Origin of the sequence: Larkinella fluvii, from assembly GCF_051857545.1 — a bacterium.
GTDB lineage: Bacteria > Bacteroidota > Bacteroidia > Cytophagales > Spirosomataceae > Larkinella.
Window position 1 is genome coordinate 461810 of record NZ_JBPZHB010000007.1, and the last position, 21493, is coordinate 483302.

Annotated in this window: 13 protein-coding genes; 7 read left to right on the forward strand and 6 right to left on the reverse strand. The window is 53.4% G+C overall.

The genetic code is table 11. The annotated features are described in order from the left end of the window. Positions 1 to 4: 4 nt before the first annotated feature. Positions 5 to 448 carry an FAD-binding oxidoreductase gene (locus ACS5NO_RS20975; RefSeq protein ID WP_439416950.1) on the reverse strand — a complete coding sequence of 148 codons (444 nt, stop codon included), beginning with the start codon at positions 446 to 448 and terminating at the stop codon, positions 5 to 7. A gap of 66 nt (positions 449 to 514) precedes the next feature. Between ACS5NO_RS20975 and ACS5NO_RS20980 the strand changes: the two genes are divergently transcribed. The 5 genes from ACS5NO_RS20980 (at position 515) to ACS5NO_RS21000 (ending at position 9034) form a co-directional block, all read left to right on the forward strand. Next, the gene (locus ACS5NO_RS20980; protein ID WP_439416951.1) at positions 515 to 853 is read left to right on the forward strand and encodes a hypothetical protein; all 339 of its coding nucleotides are present in this window, start codon (positions 515 to 517) and stop codon (positions 851 to 853) included. Positions 854 to 1191: 338 nt separating this feature from the next. Beyond that, positions 1192 to 5763 (forward strand): glutamate synthase large subunit, encoded by a 4572-nt coding sequence (gene gltB, locus ACS5NO_RS20985; protein WP_439416952.1) that lies wholly within the window; start codon positions 1192 to 1194, stop codon positions 5761 to 5763. 46 nt (positions 5764 to 5809) lie between these two features. Next, entirely contained in the window at positions 5810 to 6235 is a 426-nt protein-coding gene (locus ACS5NO_RS20990) for a DUF29 domain-containing protein (protein WP_114409804.1), read from the forward strand. Positions 6236 to 6240: 5 nt separating this feature from the next. Next, the gene (locus ACS5NO_RS20995; protein WP_439416953.1) at positions 6241 to 7728 is read left to right on the forward strand and encodes a glutamate synthase subunit beta; all 1488 of its coding nucleotides are present in this window, start codon (positions 6241 to 6243) and stop codon (positions 7726 to 7728) included. A gap of 94 nt (positions 7729 to 7822) precedes the next feature. Continuing rightward, positions 7823 to 9034: a pyridoxal phosphate-dependent aminotransferase gene (locus tag ACS5NO_RS21000; protein WP_439416954.1), complete on the forward strand. Its 1212-nt coding sequence runs from the start codon at positions 7823 to 7825 to the stop codon at positions 9032 to 9034. 129 nt (positions 9035 to 9163) lie between these two features. Here ACS5NO_RS21000 and ACS5NO_RS21005 read toward each other — a convergent pair whose 3' ends face one another. Next, a complete protein-coding gene (locus ACS5NO_RS21005) occupies positions 9164 to 12643 on the reverse strand; it encodes a PVC-type heme-binding CxxCH protein (RefSeq protein WP_439416955.1) in 3480 nt (1159 codons plus the stop codon). Between the two features lies 1 nt (position 12644). After that, complete coding sequence (locus ACS5NO_RS21010) at positions 12645 to 13874, reverse strand: SGNH/GDSL hydrolase family protein (RefSeq protein ID WP_439416956.1); 1230 nt, start codon at positions 13872 to 13874, stop codon at positions 12645 to 12647. A gap of 276 nt (positions 13875 to 14150) precedes the next feature. Between ACS5NO_RS21010 and ACS5NO_RS21015 the strand changes: the two genes are divergently transcribed. Then, positions 14151 to 14936 (forward strand): queuosine precursor transporter, encoded by a 786-nt coding sequence (locus ACS5NO_RS21015; RefSeq protein WP_439416957.1) that lies wholly within the window; start codon positions 14151 to 14153, stop codon positions 14934 to 14936. A gap of 1 nt (position 14937) precedes the next feature. Next, positions 14938 to 15810 (forward strand): YybH family protein, encoded by an 873-nt coding sequence (locus tag ACS5NO_RS21020; RefSeq protein ID WP_439416958.1) that lies wholly within the window; start codon positions 14938 to 14940, stop codon positions 15808 to 15810. 208 nt (positions 15811 to 16018) lie between these two features. On the opposite strand, the gene ACS5NO_RS21025 is transcribed toward ACS5NO_RS21020, so the two are convergent. From ACS5NO_RS21025 to ACS5NO_RS21035, 3 genes are all read right to left on the reverse strand, one after another. Continuing rightward, positions 16019 to 16468 (reverse strand): hypothetical protein, encoded by a 450-nt coding sequence (locus ACS5NO_RS21025; RefSeq protein WP_439416959.1) that lies wholly within the window; start codon positions 16466 to 16468, stop codon positions 16019 to 16021. 227 nt (positions 16469 to 16695) lie between these two features. Then, a complete protein-coding gene (locus ACS5NO_RS21030) occupies positions 16696 to 18237 on the reverse strand; it encodes a SusD/RagB family nutrient-binding outer membrane lipoprotein (protein ID WP_439416960.1) in 1542 nt (513 codons plus the stop codon). 24 nt (positions 18238 to 18261) lie between these two features. Continuing rightward, positions 18262 to 21459 (reverse strand): SusC/RagA family TonB-linked outer membrane protein, encoded by a 3198-nt coding sequence (locus ACS5NO_RS21035; protein ID WP_439416961.1) that lies wholly within the window; start codon positions 21457 to 21459, stop codon positions 18262 to 18264. Between the last annotated feature and the right edge of the window lie 34 nt (positions 21460 to 21493).

The window sequence follows — 21493 nt, forward strand, 5'->3', positions numbered from 1 at the left end:
AATGCTAACGTTTCGGTTTTGGCATCTGCGCCAGAAACGACTGGTAAAACGTGACAAACCGGGCCGGGGGCGGTTGTCGCGGGTCACCCCAGCTTACGGTAAATTCCTGCTGGTTTTTCTTCCAGCTCACAAACTGGTAGCGGTTTCCCGGCTGGTTAAACCGGGTGGTTTTGATCCGGCATACTTTCTCCAGTTCGTTGAAAAACCGCCGGGTGGTAGCCGCTGGTTTTCGGCCCAGCCGGGTGAAGAGCGAGTCGTTGTCAGACTTGACGTATAGGTATCCGTTTTCCAGCCAGTAGTAGACCGTTGACGCACCGGTGATGCCGCCCCCCTGTCCGATCATGATCTGCCGATTTTTGTAGGTATAGGGATAACTGGAACCGGTTTGCGCCCGGCACAGCCCGGTAGCGGCCAGGATGAGCAATCCGAGAATAAAAGATTTGAGCATGGTGCGGCTTTTTCTGAACGAAGCGAATGTAGCAGGCAAACTGCCCCTTCTGCTACCATTCAATGCATGAGCCGTCAAAAACGGGTGTTGAAGCGTAGGTCGTTGAGCAAGCGGTTTGTGGTGGCTGAACAGCACGTCGTCTGCAGTTTTGAGAGAGACCCCACCGGAGTGGCTTTTCCGGTGGACTTGTTGAAGAAATTCGCCGTTCCGAACCAGTGGAAAATAACACTGAAAATCGAAAATAGGCATTTCAAAAAAATAGGCTATTTTTCAACTAATTTTAGCCATTTTTGGTACAAAACAATCCATTTAAAGCCAAAAAATAAACCTATTAATAGCAAAATAGATAGTTTTTACAAAAAACTACATCATTTCAACAGCACACGTACATTTCCGGACATCTAGCAAGTGTATTGATTCAAAAGAGCCCTTAACTACATTCTTAGTAGTTGTTTTTAAGCAAAACCAGACCCGCACAGTTCGTTTTAATTTCTTCAATCCAAGTCTATTTTTACTAAAATCTATTCACTAACCAAGACAATTTTGCACCAAAATTATAAAATTGGCTATGCAAACGAAATTTTGTGTTTTGGACTTTTCGCAAAATATATTTTAATGTAACTTGCACATCCAACGCAAAAACAGTAGTGTCTGCTGATTATAGTTCGTTTTTTCGTTACTCGCCTGCAGATATTTTGATTTGCCATTTTTTCAATAACAAAACCACAAACGAATTTACGCCGATGTCTTCTTCTAACGCACCGCAACAGGGTCTGTACCGGCCTGAGTTTGAACACGACGCCTGTGGAATTGGATTCGTAGCGCATGTCAAAGGTCGCAAGTCGCATCAAATTGTCGAGGATGCCCTTACGATGCTTACACGCATGGATCACCGGGGTGCGGTTGGCTACGAACCCAATACGGGCGATGGCGCCGGAATTCTGATTCAGATTCCCCACGAACTTTACGTCGATGAATGTCGGAAGCTGAGCTTCTCCCTGCCGTCGGCCGGCGATTATGGTGTCGGGATGATCTACATGCCCAAAGACGAGCGTCTGCGGAAAGAATGCCGCGATATTCTCAACCGAACCATCAAAAAACTGAACCTGGAATTGATCGGCTACCGCGTCGTTCCGGTCGATTCTTCCGATCTTGGCAACGGTTCGCGTTCGGTGGAACCGGTGATGGAACAGGTCTTTATTCGAAAACCCGAAACCCAGACTTCCGACGAATTTGAGCGTAAATTATACATCGTACGAAACTACAGCAGCCGGATTATCAACGAAACCGTTGCCGGCGTTGAGAATAATTTCTACTACTCCTCGCTTTCGAGCCGGGTTATTACTTATAAGGGTCAGTTAACGACCAAACAACTCCGCGACTACTTCCCGGATTTGCAGCGGGAAGAACTGGTTTCGGCCCTGGGCGTGGTTCACTCCCGGTTTTCGACCAACACCTTCCCCTCCTGGAAACTGGCGCAGCCGTTCCGCTACATTGCCCACAACGGTGAAATCAATACCGTGAAGGGGAATGTCAACTGGATGAAAACGGCGGAAGCCATGCTTGAATCAAAGCTGTTTTCGCCGGAAGAGTTGGCCATGCTCCGCCCGATCTGTAACCTCAATCAGTCGGATTCGGCCAACCTCGACAACGCCATCGAATTGCTGGTGATGGCGGGACGCTCGTTGCCGCACGTGATGATGATGCTGGTTCCGGAAGCCTGGGACGGCAACGAAAGCATGGACCCCGAACGGCACGCTTTTTATGAGTACCACGCGGCCATTATGGAACCGTGGGACGGTCCCGCGTCGATCTCGTTCACCGACGGTCGCATCGTGGGTGCTACCCTCGACCGGAACGGGTTACGGCCTTCGCGTTACTGGGTGACGGACGAGGACGTGGTCATCATGGCTTCGGAAGCGGGTGTCAACGACATCGACCCCGCACGGGTGGTCAAAAAGGGTCGTCTGCAACCGGGCCGGATGTTTGTCGTGGATCTGGAACAGGGCCGTATCATCAGCGATGAAGAAGTAAAAGCAGACATCTGCTCACGCCAGCCATACAAGCAATGGCTCGACGAATATAAAATCAAAATCACCGAGTTGCCGAAACCAGTCCGCACGTTCAGCCACATGCGGAAACAGGACATCACGCAGCGGCAACAGGCGTTTGGATTTACGTCCGAAGACCTCCGCATGATTCTGGCGCCCATGGCCGAAACCGGTCTTGAAGCCCTCGGATCAATGGGCACCGATTCGCCACTGGCCATCCTGTCGGAGCAAAGCCAGCATTTGGCCAATTATTTTAAGCAACTTTTTGCCCAGGTGACCAACCCGCCGATCGACTCGATCCGGGAACGGGCCATCATGTCGCTGATCTCGTTTGTCGGCGCCACCGGCAACCTGCTGAGCGAAGACCCCGAACATTGCCGCCTGATCGAATTGACACAGCCGGTTCTGACCATCGAAGAGTTTGACAAACTGCGGTTTGTCGATAAAAACCACTTCCAGGCCAAAACCATCAATACGTATTTCCGCGCCGACGACAGCACGGGCCTCGAACGCGCCCTGGAACGGATTTGCCGCTACGCCGAAGACGCCATCGAAGACGGGTTTGAAATCATCATCCTGTCGGACCGCGCCATCGATTCCGACCACGCACCGATTCCGTCGTTGCTGGCAACCTCGGCCATTCACCACCACCTGATTCGCCGGGGACTCCGTGGTCAGGTCGGTATTCTGGTCGAAGCCGGTGATGTATGGGAAACGCACCATTTCGCGACCCTGATTGGTTACGGTGCTTCCGGCATCAACCCCTACATGGCGTTCGAAACCATCACGGACATGAAGGAGCGCGGGTTGATTCAGGTCGACTACCCGGTTGAAAAACTCCACCAGAACTACATCAAAGCCGTCAACAAAGAGTTGCTCAAGATTTTCTCGAAAATGGGCATCTCGACGCTTCAGTCTTACCAGGGTGCCATGATTTTCGAGTGCCTCGGTCTGAACAAGGAAGTGGTTGACAAGTATTTTACGGGAACGATTTCCCGGATTGGTGGCATGGGTCTGGAACAGATCGGCCGCGAAATTCTGGTCCGTCACCGGCAGGCTTTCCCGGAGAACAACGTCCTCAATCCACGGCTGGAAGTGGGCGGGGTGTATCAGTGGAAACAACGCGGGGAAGCGCACATTTTCAACCCCGACACGATTCACCTGCTGCAACAGGCGACCAAGAAAAACGACTACCAGATTTACAAGAAATACGCCAACCTGATCGACGACCAAACCCGGAAAGCGCTGACGCTTCGCGGTTTGATGAAGTTCAAAAAAGGCAACCCGGTTCCCATTGAAGAAGTAGAACCGATTGAAAGCATTTTCACCCGTTTTGCAACGGGAGCCATGTCGTTCGGTTCCATTTCGTGGGAAGCCCACACGACGCTGGCCATTGCCATGAACCGCATTGGCGGCAAGAGCAATTCCGGCGAAGGCGGTGAGGACGAACTGCGGTATACGCCCCTGGCGAACGGTGACAACATGAATTCGGGCATCAAACAAGTGGCTTCGGGCCGGTTTGGCGTCACGAGTCATTACCTGACGAACGCCCGCGAACTGCAAATCAAAATGGCGCAGGGTGCCAAACCTGGTGAAGGAGGCCAGTTGCCCGGTCATAAAGTGGATGACTGGATTGGCCGCACGCGTCATTCAACACCAGGTGTCGGCTTGATTTCGCCCCCGCCCCACCACGATATTTATTCCATTGAGGATTTGGCGCAGCTCATCTTCGACCTCAAAAATGCCAACCGGGCTGCCCGAATCAGCGTCAAGCTGGTATCGGAAGCTGGGGTTGGAACCATTGCCGCCGGGGTTGCCAAAGCCCACGCCGACCACATCCTGATTTCGGGTCACGACGGCGGAACGGGGGCTTCCCCCCTGAGTTCGATCCGCCACGCGGGTCTTCCCTGGGAACTGGGACTCGCCGAAACCCACCAGACGCTGGTTCGCAACAAACTGCGGGGCCGCGTGACGGTGCAGACGGACGGTCAAATCCGGACGGGCCGCGACCTGGCCATTGCCGCGCTGCTCGGTGCCGAAGAATTTGGTGTCGCCACCGCTGCGCTCGTCTCCGTCGGTTGCATCATGATGCGGAAGTGTCACCTGAATACCTGTCCGGTGGGCGTTGCCACCCAGAACAAGGACTTGCGGGCGTTGTTTACCGGAAAACCGGAACACGTCGTGAACATGTTCACCTTCCTGGCAACGGAACTGCGCGAAATCATGGCCGAACTCGGCTTCCGGACCATCAACGAAATGGTGGGTCAGTCGCAGATGCTCGAAATGCGCAAGGACATCAAGCACTGGAAATACGACCACGTCGATCTGTCGGCGGTGTTGTTCAAGGATGCCAACAACCTGGACGTGGCCCTCTACAAGCAGGAAGATCAGGATCATGGAATGACCGATATTCTGGACTGGGAACTGTTGAAAGTCTCCAAACCCGCGCTGGAATCCGGTGAATCAGTCTATGCTGAATATCCGATTATCAACCTGAACCGGGCAGTAGGGACGGTTTTATCGAATGAAATCTCGAAAGTATACGCCGGAAAGGGACTACCCGAAGGCACGATTCACTTCAAATTCCGGGGAACGGCCGGGCAGAGCTTCGGCGCGTTCAACACCCACGGAATCAAACTCGAACTGGAAGGCGATGCCAACGATTATTTTGGCAAAGGACTTTGTGGAGCGCAGTTGATTGTGTATCCCGACCGCATGGCACCGTTCAAACCGGAAGAAAACAGCATCGTCGGAAACGTGTCGTTCTACGGGGCGACCTCCGGGGAAGCTTACATCCGTGGGATGGCGGGCGAACGGTTCTGTGTCCGGAACTCTGGGGCAAAAGTGGTGGTCGAAGGCATTGGTGATCACGGTCTGGAATACATGACGGGCGGTTTAGCAGTTATTCTCGGCTCGGTGGGCCGAAATTTCGCAGCCGGGATGTCCGGCGGGGTAGCCTACGTCTGGGATCAGGAAGGCGATTTTGCTTCCAAAGTGAACGGCGAAATGGTCAACCTCGAAGCCCTGGACAGTGAAGACGTCGCTCTCATCAAAGAATTCGTCGAAAAACACTTCCAGTATACCACCAGCAATGTAGCCCTGCAACTGATTCAGGACTGGGACAACCTCATCAAACAATTTGTCAAAGTGATGCCGAGCGATTTCCGCAAGGCGCTGGCCGGACGCGGGATTTCCCTGGCCGACCAGATCCGCGACAAAAATGTGGTGTATCAGGACATCGTCGTGGACGTGGCACACGGATAACAACTGATTTTCTTTCGTTATCTTTGTTTAAAAACAAGGTAATAGCATGAAAAACTGGGATGAAATTGCTTCCACATCCGAATTACTGGCAGCCGAGGAAATCAAACGTTCCTGGGATGAGGGTGATCTGGAAGATGCGGCTCTCGGTCTGAATCAGTTAATTGAAACGATGTCACGTTCGGAGCGCCGGGCTTTGCAAAGCCAGCTCGTTCGGTTAATGCACCACATCATCAAGTGGAAAATTCAGCCGGAAAAACGATCCAAAAGCTGGATTATATCGATCAAAAACGCCCGCTATGAAATTGCCGGTTTGCGAAAATACACACCTTCTCTGAATGAGAACTTCATCAATAGCATTTGGGAAGAAGCCTTCATCGAAGCTCTTGACGAAGCTGAGACTGAAACGGATGTGTCAGCAAAAGGCATTCAACTGACCTGGGACGAAGTATTTGAAAAACCGTATACGCTTTAATCTACATGGGAAAACCCACTGGATTTTTAGAATTCACCCGCGAACTGCCGAAGAAACGCGACGTTCAGCAACGGGTTCATGATTACAAGGAAATCGAACAACCGTTCGCCGTTGAAGATACCCAGAAACAGGCAGCCCGCTGCATGGATTGCGGGATTCCCTTCTGCCACAACGGGTGTCCGCTGGGCAACATCATCCCGGAGTTCAACGACGCCGTCTACGAACAGAACTGGGAATATGCCTACGAAATTCTGGCATCGACCAACAACTTCCCGGAATTCACCGGCCGCATCTGCCCCGCCCCCTGCGAGTCAGCCTGTGTGCTGGGGATCAATAAACCGCCGGTCGCCATCGAATTCATTGAAAAATCCATTGCCGAAGCGGCCTTTGCGCGGGGGTTTGTTCAACCCGGTAAGGTTGCCAAACGGACGGGTAAAAAGGCGGCTATTGTGGGTTCCGGTCCGGCTGGGCTGGCTGCGGCTGCCCAGATGAACAAAGCGGGTCATGACGTGACGGTTTTCGAACGGGCCGACCAGATCGGTGGTTTGTTGCGGTATGGTATCCCCGATTTCAAGCTGGAAAAATGGGTGATCGACCGTCGGCTGGCCGTCATGGAAGCCGAAGGCATCACGTTCAAAACCGGCGTCAATGTCGGTGAACACATCAAAGCAAAAGAACTCCTTTCTGATTTCGACGTCATTTTACTGACGGGCGGTTCCACGGTTCCCCGCGATCTGCCAATTCCGGGCCGGGAGTTGAAAGGCGTTCATTTTGCGATGGAATTCCTGAGTCAGCAAAACAAACGGGTGGCCGAACGCCCGGTTGAGGTTGACCACCGGGGTGCCAAATACGAAAACGGCGACCTGCTGGCTACCGGCAAAAATGTCGTGGTCATTGGGGGTGGTGATACGGGTTCCGACTGTGTGGGAACGTCAAACCGCCACGGTGCCAAATCGGTAACCCAGATTGAGTTGATGCCGATGCCCCCGGCCGATCGGGCCGAAAGCACGCCCTGGCCGAACTGGCCGATGATGCTCCGTACCTCGACTTCCCACGAGGAAGGCTGTGAACGGCACTGGTCGATCAACACGAAAGCCTTTATTGGTGACGAAAACGGCAACCTGAAAGCCCTGCGCATTGTCGATCTGGAGTGGCAAAACGTCGACGGACGCATGAACATGGTCGAAGTTCCGGGTTCGGAACGCGATATTGAGTGTGAACTGGCGCTGTTGGCAGCCGGTTTTCTGCATCCGCAACAGGAAGGCCTGCTGAATGCGCTCGAACTGGAATACGAGCGGGGCAACGTCAAAGCCGTTAACTACCAGACAACCACTAATCCGAAGGTATTTGCCGCCGGAGACATGCGCCGGGGACAATCCCTGGTGGTGTGGGCCATTTCCGAAGGCCGTGAAGCCGCGCGAGCGGCCGACCTCTTCCTGATGGGTGAAAGCCAACTGGAAGCGAAAGCCAAGTCGATGTTCGCGACGGTCTGACCACGGAAAACGATACTACGTAGCCGCCGGTTTGACGACCGGCGGCTTTTTCTTTTTTTATACCTTTGCCCCACTTCTGTTTCCATTACCCATTATGACATTTTTGAAATCCAACCGGCTCAATGATTTACGCTACGAAATTCGCGGACCGGTTTACGAGAAAGCGCTTGAATTAGAAAGTCAGGGCTATAAAATCATCTCGCTGAACATCGGCAACCCGGCTCCGTTCGGATTCGACGCGCCCGATGAAATTGTTCACGACATCATCCTGAACATCCGCAATGCACAAGGGTATTCCGACTCGCGGGGGCTGTTTGCGGCCCGGAAAGCGGTGATGCATTATACGCAGAATCTGGGGATTAAGGATGTTGCGATCAACGATGTGTTTATAGGCAATGGGGTAAGCGAATTGATTCTGCTCACGATGCAGGCCCTCATCAACGAAGGCGATGAGGTGCTGGTACCGTCGCCGGATTACCCGCTGTGGACGACCTCCGTGGCACTTTCCGGCGGAAAACCGGTGCATTACCTCTGCGACGAACAGGCCGACTGGAACCCGGATCTGGAAGATCTGGAAAGCAAAATCACCTCCCGCACGCGGGCTATCGTGGTCATTAACCCCAACAACCCCACGGGCGCGGTATACGACAAACATATTCTGCAAGGCATCGCACGAATTGCGGAGAAGCACCAGCTGATTTTGTTTTCGGACGAGATCTACGACAAAATTCTGTACGACGGTGCCGTACATTATCCGATGGCGACGATGGTGGAAGACACGCTCTGCATTTCGATGGGCGGTTTGTCGAAGAACTATCGCGCGGCCGGTTTTCGGGGCGGGTGGCTCATTTTGAGCGGGGCCAAACACCGGGCCAAATCTTACATCGAAGGGCTAACGTTGCTGGCCAGTATGCGGCTTTGCGCCAACGTCCCGACCCAATACGCCATTCAAACCGCTTTGGGTGGTTACCAGAGCATTAACGACCTGATCATGCCCACCGGACGGCTATACCGGCAGATTCAGCTTGCGTATGACCGCATTACGGCCATTCCGGGTCTGACGTGCGTGAAGCCCAAAGGCTCGCTGTACATCTTCCCGAAAATTGACCTGTCGCAATTCCGGATTGCCAACGACGACGATTTTGTGTACGATTTACTGGAAGAACAGAAGGTACTGGTGGTGGCCGGAACGGGGTTCAATTACGTCCATGACGACCATTTCCGGATCGTCTGCCTGCCCTCCGTCGATGACCTGAACCCCGCCATCGACCGCATCGAAGCGTTTCTGGAAAGCCGTCGGAAGTAGGAAATCAGTTTATTAATTAAAAAAGGGAATATCAAATGTTAAATGATGAATGTAAAATGTAAAAGTGCTGGATTGCGAGACTTTTACATTTTACATTCATCATTTAACATTTAACATTCCCTTTCTCCTTTATCGCCCCATAACCAACCGCGTCTGGGCTGGCGAACGTTCGGCATCCTGGAGCTGGATGTTCAAGGCTCCATTCGCTTGCACGGCCCGGTCAATGGCCAGCGTGACCGTATGAATGCCCTGCGGAAGATCGGCTACAATGCCTTGCTCAGTGAGTTTGACCGGTTTTGAACCAATCCAGGCCGTAACGCCCGCCGTTGAACCGAACACCAGATTGACGTTGCCTTTGCTCACCACTTCGATGTCAAACCGGACAATGCTGTGACGCTTGCTGGCGGCCGTTTCCACCACCGGAAGTTCGTCGAGCGGCAGTTCCCCCACCACTTTGCTGTACGCCGGTTGAAAGGATACTTTCGCATTATCCTTTGTTACATACCCCAACCCTTCCTCGCGGATTTTTTTAGTCAGTTCCTTCGTCGGAAAAACCGTGTTCCAGCGACGCACAAACCGGGTTGTCGGTACCCGAAACTGACCCGATTCGCCCATTTTGGACAGAAAACCAACCAGGTTGATGAATTCCTGCTTCTCCAGACTGGCCGTCAAACCCGCAGGCATCAGCGAACCGGGCACTTTTTCGATGACATTGATCTGGCTTTTAGGAACCGAAACCTCCATCCCGGCGACATCCCGAATCACAATATCCGACGTTCCGTTGCTGACAATGTAGCCCATGAGTTCACTTCCGTCTTTTTTCGCGATCCGCTGCAATTCGTAGCCTTCCTTAATGGACTGATTCGGATACAGCAACGAGCGGATGATCGTCTCAACCGGTGAACTGGTTCCTAAGCTACTCAAATCCGGGCCAATGCGCCCCCCGGCTCCGCCAATCGCGTGACACGTCTGGCAGGTCAGGGCCGCCTTCCGGAACACCAGTTCGCCTTTCACGGGGTCCGCGGTTTCCTGAATGGTTTTGGCCAGGCTGCTGATTTCCGGGCCGGACAGTTCCTGCGCCATTCGCTCCACCGGCAGAACCCCGCCCGACGCTTCCAGCGCCTGGGTCAGCAGTTTGACGGTTTCATCGTTCCGGCGGTTGTAGGGCACCTGGCGTTGCAAGAGTTGCCGCCCGGCTTTTGCCATACTTTCCGGTATTTTCCGGGCCGTCAGTTCATCAGCGAGGGCTTTGGCCCCCTGCTTATTGGACAGAAAAGCCTTGAACAGGTCGGAGACATCCGTCTGAGCGGGCAGGCTCCGCAGCAGGTCGCCCCCGATTCGGGCTGCTTCCGAAGCATTCACTGCAACCAGTTGCGACGTCGCGGCCAGCCGTAAATCGGCCGGATTCTTTGCCCCGGTCAAATCCATCAATAACTTTCGGCTATTGTCCGTATTCAATGCTGCCAAAGCGCCCAATGCCGCTTTTTGCGCGTTCTTATCTCCTTTTTGAGCCAGGCTCACCAGTGTTCCGCTCAGGTTTTCCAGTTTCCACAAACCCATCAACCGAATGGCACTGGTGGCAACGGCATCGTCATCGCTCTCTACAAAACCGGAAATCCGATTGAGATCCTGGCTGGGTTTCACGCCCCGGCGGGCGGCTTCTTCAAGTGCGCCCAGTTGAGCAGCTCCGTTTTTATTCCCATCTACGGCTTTATTGAACAGAAGCGTCACATCGGCGGTGCTGCCAAATTTGGCAATCGACCCCAGCACGTCTTTCTGGTACTCGGCCGGAATCTGGTCTTTCTGGTACAACTGCGCCAGTTGCGAAACCGCTTCGGGACTGCTCACCGACTTAAGCGCAAAGGCGGTTTTTCGGGAATCACCCAAAAAATCGGGCTTCGCTTTCAGGCTGGCCATCCACAACGGCTCCAGTTCCCGAACGGTTTGCCACAGGGCAAAATCCAGAAATTCATCCATCGGCTGCTCCAAAACCGACAAGGCGGTTTTGGCCGCTTCAGCCGTTTTCACGTTCCGAAGGGCAATGACGGCTTCCAGCCGCACCTGGGGATGAGGGTCGCCCACGGCTTTGGTCAGCCGAGTTGGCACGTTGCTTATTTTAGTGTGCCACAACTGAAGCGCCCGCAAGGCAGCCGCCCGGGCGTTGTGGGTTTTGGCATCGAGGAGCGTCGACAGCAGCGGTTCGTTGATCACATCCAACGTCTGATACACCCAAAGGGCTTCCAGCAGATTGTGTTCGTAATCCGGGTTGGTTTTGTCCAGTTCCTGCACCCACTTTTGCAGTGCCGGGATTACGTCTTTGGCGCCCCGGGCTTTCAACACCTGCTTGGCCTGCGAACGGGTCCAGTCTTCCGGCAACTTCAATGTTTCCAGCAACTCGGCGATCGTGGCTTTGCTCAAAGGCGTTTTTTTAACCAACGGACGGTTTTTCGCCACAATCCGCCAGATGCGCCCGTGTTCCTGATCCCGGCGTGGGTCGTGGAAATCGACTTCGCCGTGCTGAATGATTGGGTTGTACCAGTCGGCCACATAAATGGCGCCGTCGGGTCCGACGTTGATATCGACGGGCCGAAACGCGACGTTGTCCGTCCACATCAAATCTTCGACCTGCCGGGAAGCATACCCGCTGCCCTGTTCTTCCAGTTTGAACCGGTTGATGCGGTTGGCGCGGAAGTCGTTGGTAATCACGCTACCCTGCCACGATTCCGGCAAGTGACGACCCGAAATCACGTCCAGCCCGCTGTGTTTGGGTTGACCCGGGTTTAAGCCCCGGATGATTCGGGCGGCCCCCGGTGAGGTCACGAAGGTTGCCCCCGGAAAGGCGTAGTTGATGCCTTCGCCCCCCGCGCCGTCCGTCAGGAACGACTGCCCCCAGCGGTCGAACTGAAGGCCCCACGGGTTGATCAGGCCTTTGGCGTAGATGTCCAGATCGAGCGTTTGCGGATTTAATTGCCAGACACCGCCCCCTTCCAGCCGCCGGATGCCTTTGGGCGTTTCCACGTGGCTGTAAATGTAGATCGACTGGTTGAAATACAGCCGTCCTTCCGGTCCCCAGCGGAACGTATGAATCAGGTGGTGGGTATCTGCTGTGCCAAAACCGTTCAGAATCCGGCGTTTTTTGTCGGCTTTGCCATCACCATCGGTATCAGCAAAATGCAGAATTTCGGTCGAATTGGCGACGTAAACGCCCCCGTCGCCGGGCAAAATTCCGGTGGGCGTCAGCAAGCCTTCCGCAAAAATGGTGGATTTATCGGCTTTGCCGTCGCCGTCCGTATCCTCGATGACAAAGATTTTGTCGTTGGCTTCTTCGCCGGTTTTCAGGTGCGGATAGGCCGTGCTGCTCACCACCCACAACCGCCCGTCGGCATCCCAGTTCATCTGGATGGGCTTGGCGACGAGTGGTTCGGCAGCAAACAGGGTCACCTCAAAACCGTCTGCAATTTTAAACGACTCCAGTTCTTTCTTCACATCCGGGTCCGGGTTTTCCTTCCGGTCGTCCTGATTTACAGAAGAGGTAATGAGCAGAACCAGCGGTATGATAACGAGCCTTCGTACGATGTTCAGGGTTCGGGTATTTTTCATGACTTTCATGTTACTTCAAAGGGGTAAGTTGATACACGCTCGCTTTGGGCGTTCGGTTCAGGGCAATCTGGCTTTCCAGCCACTTGATCAGGATATTCTGCTCCTCCAGGCCCTTCACATGCCGCCCCTGTTCATAGGAACGGAAGCCCAGAATGTAGGTCGTATTCAGGGGGCGGTATTGAAAATAAAACAGGTCGTTTTTTTTCAGGATCATCTCCCGCAACCGGCTGGCCTGTTCAAATACTGCTCCCTGACGGATCGGCACCCCGGCTGCCCAGTCTTTTGCCGAAGCCGTGATCACATCGGTTTTGTCATTGGTAAGGGTATAAAAGCCTTTCTTGAGGCCGGTAATTTTAATGACGCGCACAGCCTCCACGGTTTCCGGCAACGGAAGCGGCAGGGAACGTTCGTCGAGCGTAAACTTCAAATTGGCACTTTCCTGATCCGGGTTCAGGATCTTAACGGGCGCTGCCGCTTCGGCCCCTTGTTTAGAAACCGTGATTGCAATATTCCCGGTTCTGGCCGGAAGTCCCAGGCTTTTTTCCAAAAGGGTCGCCAGATAATAATAACCGGTTTCGTTGAGGTGAATTCCGTCTTCGGTGATCGCTGTTTTCTGGCTCACCTCCTGAATCGGTTTGAAGAGATTGATGAACGGCGTGCTCCGTTCCGAGGCCATTTTAGCCATCGCCGAAGCATACACTTCCAGCATGGCGTTGCGTTTGGCCCGGTTTTCGGGCGTGTCGGCGGAGAGAATCGGAATGGGTGACAACAGAATGGTTTTGGCGCCCAACTGGTCAATCTTGTCGATCAGTTTGGCTAAACCGTCGCGAAAAACCGGTAGACCGGCCTCGCCATCCTGGGCTTCAATGCCCCCAAATCCAAGAAATACCAGGGTTGGTTTGGCTTTCGTGAGGTGTTCCATCAGCAGATCGTAGCCGGTGGGCGGGTTGGTGATGGTGCTTCGGGCTACACCAAAAACGTTGTCTCCGGTCCAGCCCAAGTTGCGGAAGGTAACATCACGGTCGGGAAAGCGGGTGGTCAGGGCGAGTTCCAGATAACCGAACTGCATGTCGTCCTCGAAAAGTGAATTTCCCAGGAAAACCACCCGGTCGCCGTTTTTAAGTTCAAAGGGGGGATTAGGAGCCACGGGGTTAGTCTGAGCAACGGCCAATCCGACGGGGAGGGTAATCAGCAATGCAAACAGGCAACCGAATGTGGCCGATACTGTAATCTTTCTCATGCAGGTGAATTTTGGTAGTCCTCAAAGGTAAAGATGGATTAAAGCCTTTCCATCCGGTTGACACCTGTATTCGGACGATTTGGGTAAATTCCGTTGACAATCTATATTCTGTCCTCAAAATTAGTCAAAATACGAAGTACTTCCGGGGAAGATTCCGGGGGAAATACAAATCGGTCCGGGGTTCTGAATGAAGCGTTATGAGTTAAGCATTCTGCGTTATATCTTGTCATTGCTTTCGTCACCGGTAACTCTTCACTCATAACTTTTAACTCCCTGATGGCCTCTTTTACCAGCAAAAAAACCAACCTCTACATCTTTCTTTGTGCGGTTTTCTTAACCAATGCGATTATTGCCGAAATTATTGGGGTCAAAATTTTCTCTGCCGAAACCCTGCTGGGCGTTCCCCCGGCGCAATTGCACCTGCTCGGCGATTTCGTGCTGGATTTTAATCTGACTGCGGGCGTCGTGATCTGGCCTTTCGTGTTTATAACGTCCGACATTATCAACGAATACTATGGTTTTAAAGGCGTTAAAAAAATCTCTTACATTACTGCCGGATTTATCGCTTATAGTTTTTTTATTATTTACTTCGTCACCACCCTTCCCCCGGCCCAATTCTGGCTCGACGTCAACAAAACCGATGCCGTTGGAAATCCGGTAAACATCAACAACGCGTTTGCCATGATTTTCCGGCAGGGTCTCGGCATCATCATCGGTTCGATTACGGCCTTCATGGTGGGGCAGTTGCTGGATGCCACGGTTTTTCAGTCGCTGAAAAGAATTACCGGCAGCCGCAAAATCTGGCTCCGCGCCACCGGTTCGACGCTCGTTTCGCAGTTGATCGACAGCTTCGTCGTGCTGACCATCGCTTTCTACGTTTTCGGAAACTGGCCTTTTAAACAGGTCATTGCCGTTGCCATTGTCAATTACATCTACAAGTTTTTTATTGCCGTTGCGCTTACCCCCATTCTCTATGTCGCTCACTATCTGATCGATAACTATCTCGGGAAAGAACACGCCAAAGAATTGGCAAACGAATCGAGTATGAGTTCGTTTATGTAGTATGAAAACCGTTTTCCTGTTTGTTGCCCTCCTGACCGTGGCTGGTTCGGCCCTGGCTCAGAGCCCGTTGCTGACCCTGGTCAACACGGAAAAGAAATTTGCCCAGCAATCCAGAGATAGCACGACCAAAGCGGCCTTCTTGTCGTATCTGGCTCCGGACGGTATTCTGTTTACCAAAGGCAAAGTGACCAACGGGCGGGAGTTGTTTGAAAAAGGCCCCGAAAGCCCCGGAAAGCTGACCTGGCAACCCATTGCCGCCGATGTGTCGGCGTCGGGCGATCTGGGCTACACGACCGGCCCCTGGGAATCCCGGCCGAAAACCCTGGCGGACAAGCCAACGGGCTATGGCCATTATGTAACGCTTTGGGAAAAACAGAACGATAATTCCTGGCGGATTGCCCTGGACATCGGCATCACCCACCCGGCCCCACCCACGCCACCCGTCAACACCATTCGGGCTGCCACCGGTATTCGCAGCGTGACGAGCCCCGACACGGCCAAAAACCGGGAAGCCCTGCTGGCTTTCGACAACCAGTTTATCAAGGTGCTGGAAAAAAGCGGAGCAGCCGCGACCTACAAGCAATACCTCGCCCCCCAGGCCCGACTGTACCGAATGAACCAGCAACCTTTCGTTGAACGCACCGCAATCGACTCGCTTCTAAAACAGCCCGTCACCCTGGGTTTCTTACCGCTGAATGCCTCCGTAGCCGAATCGGGTGATTTGGGATATGTGTACGGAAATTCGCAGGTGATGGCAACGGTAGCCGGCAAAGCCGTTAAACAGAGTGGCAATTACCTCCGAATCTGGAAAAAAGATAGCCAGGGACAGTGGAAAATTGTGCTGGATCTGATTAATCTGGAACCAGCGGAGTAAAGAAAAAGAGTTATTTCGCGGAGTTTAGCAGAACGTAGATGAGATTAGCAGAGTTTTTTCTCCGCTTAACTCTTTTTAACTCTGCTAAACTCCGCGAAATAACTCTTTAATTATAAATCCCCCGCAGCAAAGAACGACATAAAAGAGCGGCCTTCTTTTACGCACGTCACCTTCGTCAGCGAGGGATTGATCAGGCCGGAGAAACCGGTCATTCATTCAGCAGGGACACAAACCGGGTGGGTTGCTTTACCTCCACTTTTTGCGTTTCAAGCCGGAAAGCCTTCGTGATTTTGGTGAATCCATCACTCACTTCGAAGGTATACAACCCGTCTTTCATCGTTTCCATATCAAATTTCCGCCAGTATTTTTTCAGCCGTTTCCCCACTTTCTCGGCGTGAAGCACTTCTTTGTTCTCATTCATTAACGTAACCTGAATCGGAACTTCAATGTAGTTTTCGATCATCAGGTTCATCTTGGCGGTATTGATGGACCGGTAAATGGCAACCCCCATGGATTTGGTCCGGGTTACGTTCGGCGCGGCCGAGACCGACCCGGTTTCTTTATCGTCGCCGGGAATCGGTGTTGGCGACACGGTTCCGGCCAAAACTGGAGCACTCAGGATGAGAACCAGAGCAACTGCTTTTAGAATACGATTCATAGTATTTGTTGTTTTAGTGACCAATGATTCATTCTCGGCAAACTTTCAATGGGCTAAAAGTACCCGAATTGCACCTGCTCCACGTACCGCAAATGAGGTGATTTTAGGGGGATGCGCCGGAAGTGTGATGAGTGGTCGTGAGAGCGGATAAAGAAAAAACTAGCCGATTTGACTGGTTTTTGATCGAAAAATCATCGTTCTCTATGCATTGAAAACACAAATTTGACTCAATCGACATCCCACCAAACGGGGGTAAGCACGTCGCCGGGCGCAATGCCGGTAGTCGTGATACTCGGATTTCGCTGGAGTTCCGAATCGACATACGGCAGCCTTTTCATAAATCGGTTACCGGTCAGGTTCACCACCGGCAGGGTCGGTGCCGGGAAACCGGTCCGGCGTTGTTCCACCCAGGCTTCTACTCCATTCAAACCGTACAAAGCCAAATATTTTTGAGTAATGATCGCCTTGATTTTATCGGTTTGTTTGGTGTAATCAACACCCGGTTTGGTCAGGTAATCACCGGGTTGAACCCCAAATCGGGTCATCGACGCGGTGATGGCTTCGTTGTAGAGTTTGGCCGGATCATCGGCGGTGGTTCCGGCCCAGCCTCTGGCAATGGCTTCGGCCCGCAGCAGCAGGCTTTCTTCGTAGGCCAAAAAAACCACCGGTCGCGCCTTGGCCGCATTGTCGTCCGACGTCGTTACCCCACTGGTGGCTGCGGTCCCGTTGATCGCTCCGTTGAGAAACCGTTGTCCGATAAAATACTTACCCGGATACGAACTGAGGACCGCCGTATTGGTCGAGGTCGTGCCGTTGGGCGTAAACACGTACTCGATTTCGGGCGTCCGCAAATCGGCATCCAGAAAAAAGACCGGCATCCGGGGATCGTTGTTCGGTTGCATCAGGTTGCCAATGGTCGTGCTGGCCGTCAGGTTATTGGGCGAACGGAAATTGGCCTGCCAGAGCGGATTTTCCGAATTCGTCACGGTTCCGTTCACCAGTTGCAGGCTTTCGCCGGTTCGCATAAAAGCCGTTCCGCTGGCAGCATACAGGGCCTGAACGCCGGTTCGGGCCGCCGTCGGGTCCACCTGACTCATCCGCAGGTAAAACTTCAGTTTCAGCGTGTTGGCCAACCGAATCCACCGATCCATACCAGCTTCATTACCGGCCTGATACAGCATGTCCGCCGTTCCCGGAAAGCGCCCCTGCCGCTTCGCTATGTCGGTTTTGGCCTCATCCAGCAGCGTTTGTAAACCGGCGTAAATATCCTTTTGAGCATCGTATTTGGGAATAATGGTTTTGTCGGCATCGAGGGCTTCCGAAAACGGAATGTCCCCGTACAAATCCGTCAGCACACCGAAGCCGTAGGCCTTCATGATTTTCGAAATCCCCACCATGCGCCACTCATTCTGCTGACTACCCTGGTTGATGACGTACTGAAAATCCTGCAAAGCCCCCGCGTAGAAATTGGCAAACTGCCCACCCTGTCCGTCGAGTGTGGAGGAGGTGATGTTGTACTGGTCCCAGGTCCGAAACTGGTTTCCCCCTCTCGGGATCGACCAGTATTGCGAAAGAATACCGCCGAGGATGTTGAGTTGCCCGCCCACGATAAAGGCCACCTGCGCCTGACCCGCCGGTAACGTCAGGTTGATGTCCGCTATGGAGGGGTTGTTGGGGTCAGTGTTAATGTCTAAATAATCTTTTTCACAGGCGGTGTTCAGTCCGACAAACAGGGACAGCAAAACCGCTTTTAAGAGGATCCGTTTCATATCGTTTGAAAAATCAGGAATCGGTTATAACACAATTTTCAGACTGGCTCCGTAGCTCCGGGTCGACGGATAGGCCAGGTATTCGTAACCCTGGCTGTTGCCGGTGCCGAATGAACTTACTTCCGGATCGACGTTGGGCTGTGATTTGGGGGTCCACAACATCAGATTCCGGCCAATCAACGATACCTGAATCGTGGAGAACGGCGTCTTGCCAATCAGCGATTTTGGCAGGGCGTAGCTCAGGCTCATTTCGCGCAGTTTCACAAACGAGGCATCGAACAGCGTATTTTCTCCGAAGTTCGACACCGTCGACCAATACTCGTATCCGCCGTTCGTTTTGACGGTCGTATTGGGCGTAAAGGTGCCGTCCTGGTTCTGAATCACCGAGTTTGGGTAGACAAACGGTTCGCGGTCGTTGTAGGTCGTTTCTTTGGTATAACCGGCAAACCGACCCAGGTTTGCGGTTTGGGAGAAGAATTTACCACCCTGACGCGTATCCACCAGCACATTGAAAGCCAGCCCTTTAAAGGAAACCGTGTTGCTCAGACCGGCTGAAAAATCGGGTTGAATGTTGCCCAGCACCTGCAAAACCGGATCGGTAAGTGGTCGGCCGGTGGTTGCATTAACGACTACGCGACCTTCGGGATCGCGCAGCATTTTGCTACCAAAAAACGCCCCGTACGGTTCTCCCAACCGGGCCTGCAAACTCGGCGAAGACAAACCGCCCAGGCCAACCGGCGCCAGCGGATTATACAACTCGGTGACTTTGTTGCGGTTGCGGGTGAAGTTCAGCGAAACATCCCAGCGGAATCCGGAGGTCGATTTCACCGGTGTTCCCGTCAGCAGCAATTCGATGCCCTTGTTGGTCATGGCCCCGGCGTTCAGCGTTTGCGCCAGAAAACCGGACGTACTCGAAATGGGCACATTCACAATCTGCTGCTCGCTTTTGGAGTTGTAATACGTAAAATCGATGCCCAGCCGGTTGTTGAAGAACAATATTTCGGTCCCAATCTCCCAGGAGGTGGTCAGCTCCGAGCGCAGATCCGGATTGCCCCGGATGTTGCCGACCGAGAAGCCCGCAATGCCATTGAGCGGAAACTGATACGCTGCCTGAAACCCGTCGGTGGTCGCCGTTCGTGTAAATACCGGGTTGATCTGGTAGGCGTTGGCCACCTTCCCCACCTGGGCGATGTTGGCCCGGAGTTTCATGTAACTCAGCGCATTGTTTCTCAAATCCAGGAAAGCCGAGGTGGGAATAAAGCTCACGCTGGCACCCGGATAGAAAAACGACCGGTTTTTCTTCGGCAACGTCGAGGAATAATCATTCCGCCCGGTTACATCCACAAACAGGTAGTCCTTGTAGGCCAACTGCACATCGCCATAGATCCCGTACAGCCGCGTGCGGCTATCAACCCGTGTGGTGACAATCGTGCTGGCATTGCTGAGGTCGTAGAAACCCGGAACAATCAAGGGCTGACCATCGTAAACGCCCCGCGACGAGTTGTAATCCTGCAGGTTATGGCCCAGGATCACTTTCAGATTCAGATTGGGGCTCAGATCCCGGTTGGCCGTAACGATAAAGTCCGAGAGCAGACTCTGGAAGTTCGTGTTGTCTTCTACGAAACGGCCGCCAACCGTGGCAATGGTACCCTGCGCAAACCGCTGCGTCCGTAAATCCGAGTACATATCGGTTCCGATCCGGTACATCAAATTCAGCCAGGGTACCGGGTCGTAACTAATCTGGGCATTTCCAAAAAACCGGTTCACCTTGTCTTTCAGCAGGTTATTCTCCAGAAGCCAGTACGGATTGTTTCGAAATCCGGCCAGGTAATAGCCTTCCAGGTTGTAGCGCGGATCGTTAAAATCTTTCTGATCCGTAATTTCAATGTCGCGGGGCGTGTTGTAAATCGTTTGCAGGATGTTCGACCGGCCCTGGCCCTGAACACCCCGGTCACCACCGGAACGGGTGAAGGTGGCCGACAGATTGGCTGACACCTTGTTGTTGAAGAACTTGGTTCCGGCCCCCACGTTCACCGCCGTCCGGTGGTAGTTCGTGTTGGGAATCATGGATTTGGTGTTGACATCCGAAACTGTCAGAATGTAATTGGACGTTCCGTTGTTGTTCCGCACCGAAAACGAATTGTTGAGCGTCACCCCGGTATCGAAGAAATTGCGGACGTTGTTGGGCCTGGCCACCAGCGGAATCGAATCCGGATTGTCCAGTTGCCCGAGGGCATACAAACCGTAGGTACGCCAGTCGGCCACCTTCTGGCCCTGAATTTTTGGCCCCCAGCTCACATTTCCGGCATCGTTGAGGTCATAAACCCCGTCGAAACCGGCGGCAAAGGTGTTCTGGTAGTCGGGTAAACGCAGCGGATTTTCAAAATTGACCGAGCTGTTCAGGCTGATCTGGGGTTTGTCGGTGACGGCCTTGCTGCGGTTTTTGGTCGTGATGATGATCACTCCCGAAGCCGCCTGCGAACCGTAGAGTGCAGCAGCAGCCGGGCCTTTCAGAATCGAAACCGACTCGATGTTGTTGGGGTCGATGTCGGCCGCACGGTTGGTAATATCCACGCCGTTGTTGAGGTCGCCACCGGTTCCGGCCGCCGACAGCGTTCCGTTTCCGTTGATGATGGCCGTAGTGGTGTTGTTGTTGCTGACAATAATTCCATCGACAACATACAGCGGCTGGTTGTTTCCGTTGAAGGATTGCGCCCCGCGAATTACCACGCGCGTGGCGCCCCCGGCGGCTCCCGACGCGCTCGAAATCTGAACCCCCGGCACCCGGCCCTGCAACGACCGCAGCATGTTCGACTCATTGGCGCGGATCAGGTCCTCGCCTTTCACGTTGGTCACCGCATAGCCCAGCGTCTTTTTCTCGCGCTCGATGGCCGACGCCGTCACCACCACCTCGTTCAGAATGGCCGCACTTTCTTCCAGCACAATGTCGAAGTTCGTCCGGTTTCCAACGCTGATTTCCTGGGTTTTGTAGCCGATGAACGAAAACACCAGCGTGGCATTGTCCGGGATTCCGCTGATGCGGAAGGCGCCGGTTCCGTCGCTGGTGGCCCCTTGGGTGGTCCCCTTGATGCCGATGGTCACCCCGGGCATCGGCAGGTTGTCGGACGCACTCCGAATGGTACCGGACACGGTTTTTGATTGGGAAAGCCCATACTGGTAGCATAAGAGCACCAGTACGATCGCTCGTAGCAGTATTTTCATTGGTTTGCTGATTAGTGTCTGTCACAAAGGTCAC

Bases quoted from the DNA above. Each gene is read 5' to 3' on its own strand.
- ACS5NO_RS20975 (WP_439416950.1), bottom strand. From the start codon at position 448: ATGCTCAAATCTTTTATTCTCGGATTGCTCATCCTGGCCGCTACCGGG.
- ACS5NO_RS20980 (WP_439416951.1), top strand. From the start codon at position 515: ATGAGCCGTCAAAAACGGGTGTTGAAGCGTAGGTCGTTGAGCAAGCGG.
- gltB (WP_439416952.1), top strand. From the start codon at position 1,192: ATGTCTTCTTCTAACGCACCGCAACAGGGTCTGTACCGGCCTGAGTTT.
- ACS5NO_RS20990 (WP_114409804.1), top strand. From the start codon at position 5,810: ATGAAAAACTGGGATGAAATTGCTTCCACATCCGAATTACTGGCAGCC.
- ACS5NO_RS20995 (WP_439416953.1), top strand. From the start codon at position 6,241: ATGGGAAAACCCACTGGATTTTTAGAATTCACCCGCGAACTGCCGAAG.
- ACS5NO_RS21000 (WP_439416954.1), top strand. From the start codon at position 7,823: ATGACATTTTTGAAATCCAACCGGCTCAATGATTTACGCTACGAAATT.
- ACS5NO_RS21005 (WP_439416955.1), bottom strand. From the start codon at position 12,643: ATGAAAGTCATGAAAAATACCCGAACCCTGAACATCGTACGAAGGCTC.
- ACS5NO_RS21010 (WP_439416956.1), bottom strand. From the start codon at position 13,874: ATGAGAAAGATTACAGTATCGGCCACATTCGGTTGCCTGTTTGCATTG.
- ACS5NO_RS21015 (WP_439416957.1), top strand. From the start codon at position 14,151: ATGGCCTCTTTTACCAGCAAAAAAACCAACCTCTACATCTTTCTTTGT.
- ACS5NO_RS21020 (WP_439416958.1), top strand. From the start codon at position 14,938: ATGAAAACCGTTTTCCTGTTTGTTGCCCTCCTGACCGTGGCTGGTTCG.
- ACS5NO_RS21025 (WP_439416959.1), bottom strand. From the start codon at position 16,468: ATGAATCGTATTCTAAAAGCAGTTGCTCTGGTTCTCATCCTGAGTGCT.
- ACS5NO_RS21030 (WP_439416960.1), bottom strand. From the start codon at position 18,237: ATGAAACGGATCCTCTTAAAAGCGGTTTTGCTGTCCCTGTTTGTCGGA.
- ACS5NO_RS21035 (WP_439416961.1), bottom strand. From the start codon at position 21,459: ATGAAAATACTGCTACGAGCGATCGTACTGGTGCTCTTATGCTACCAG.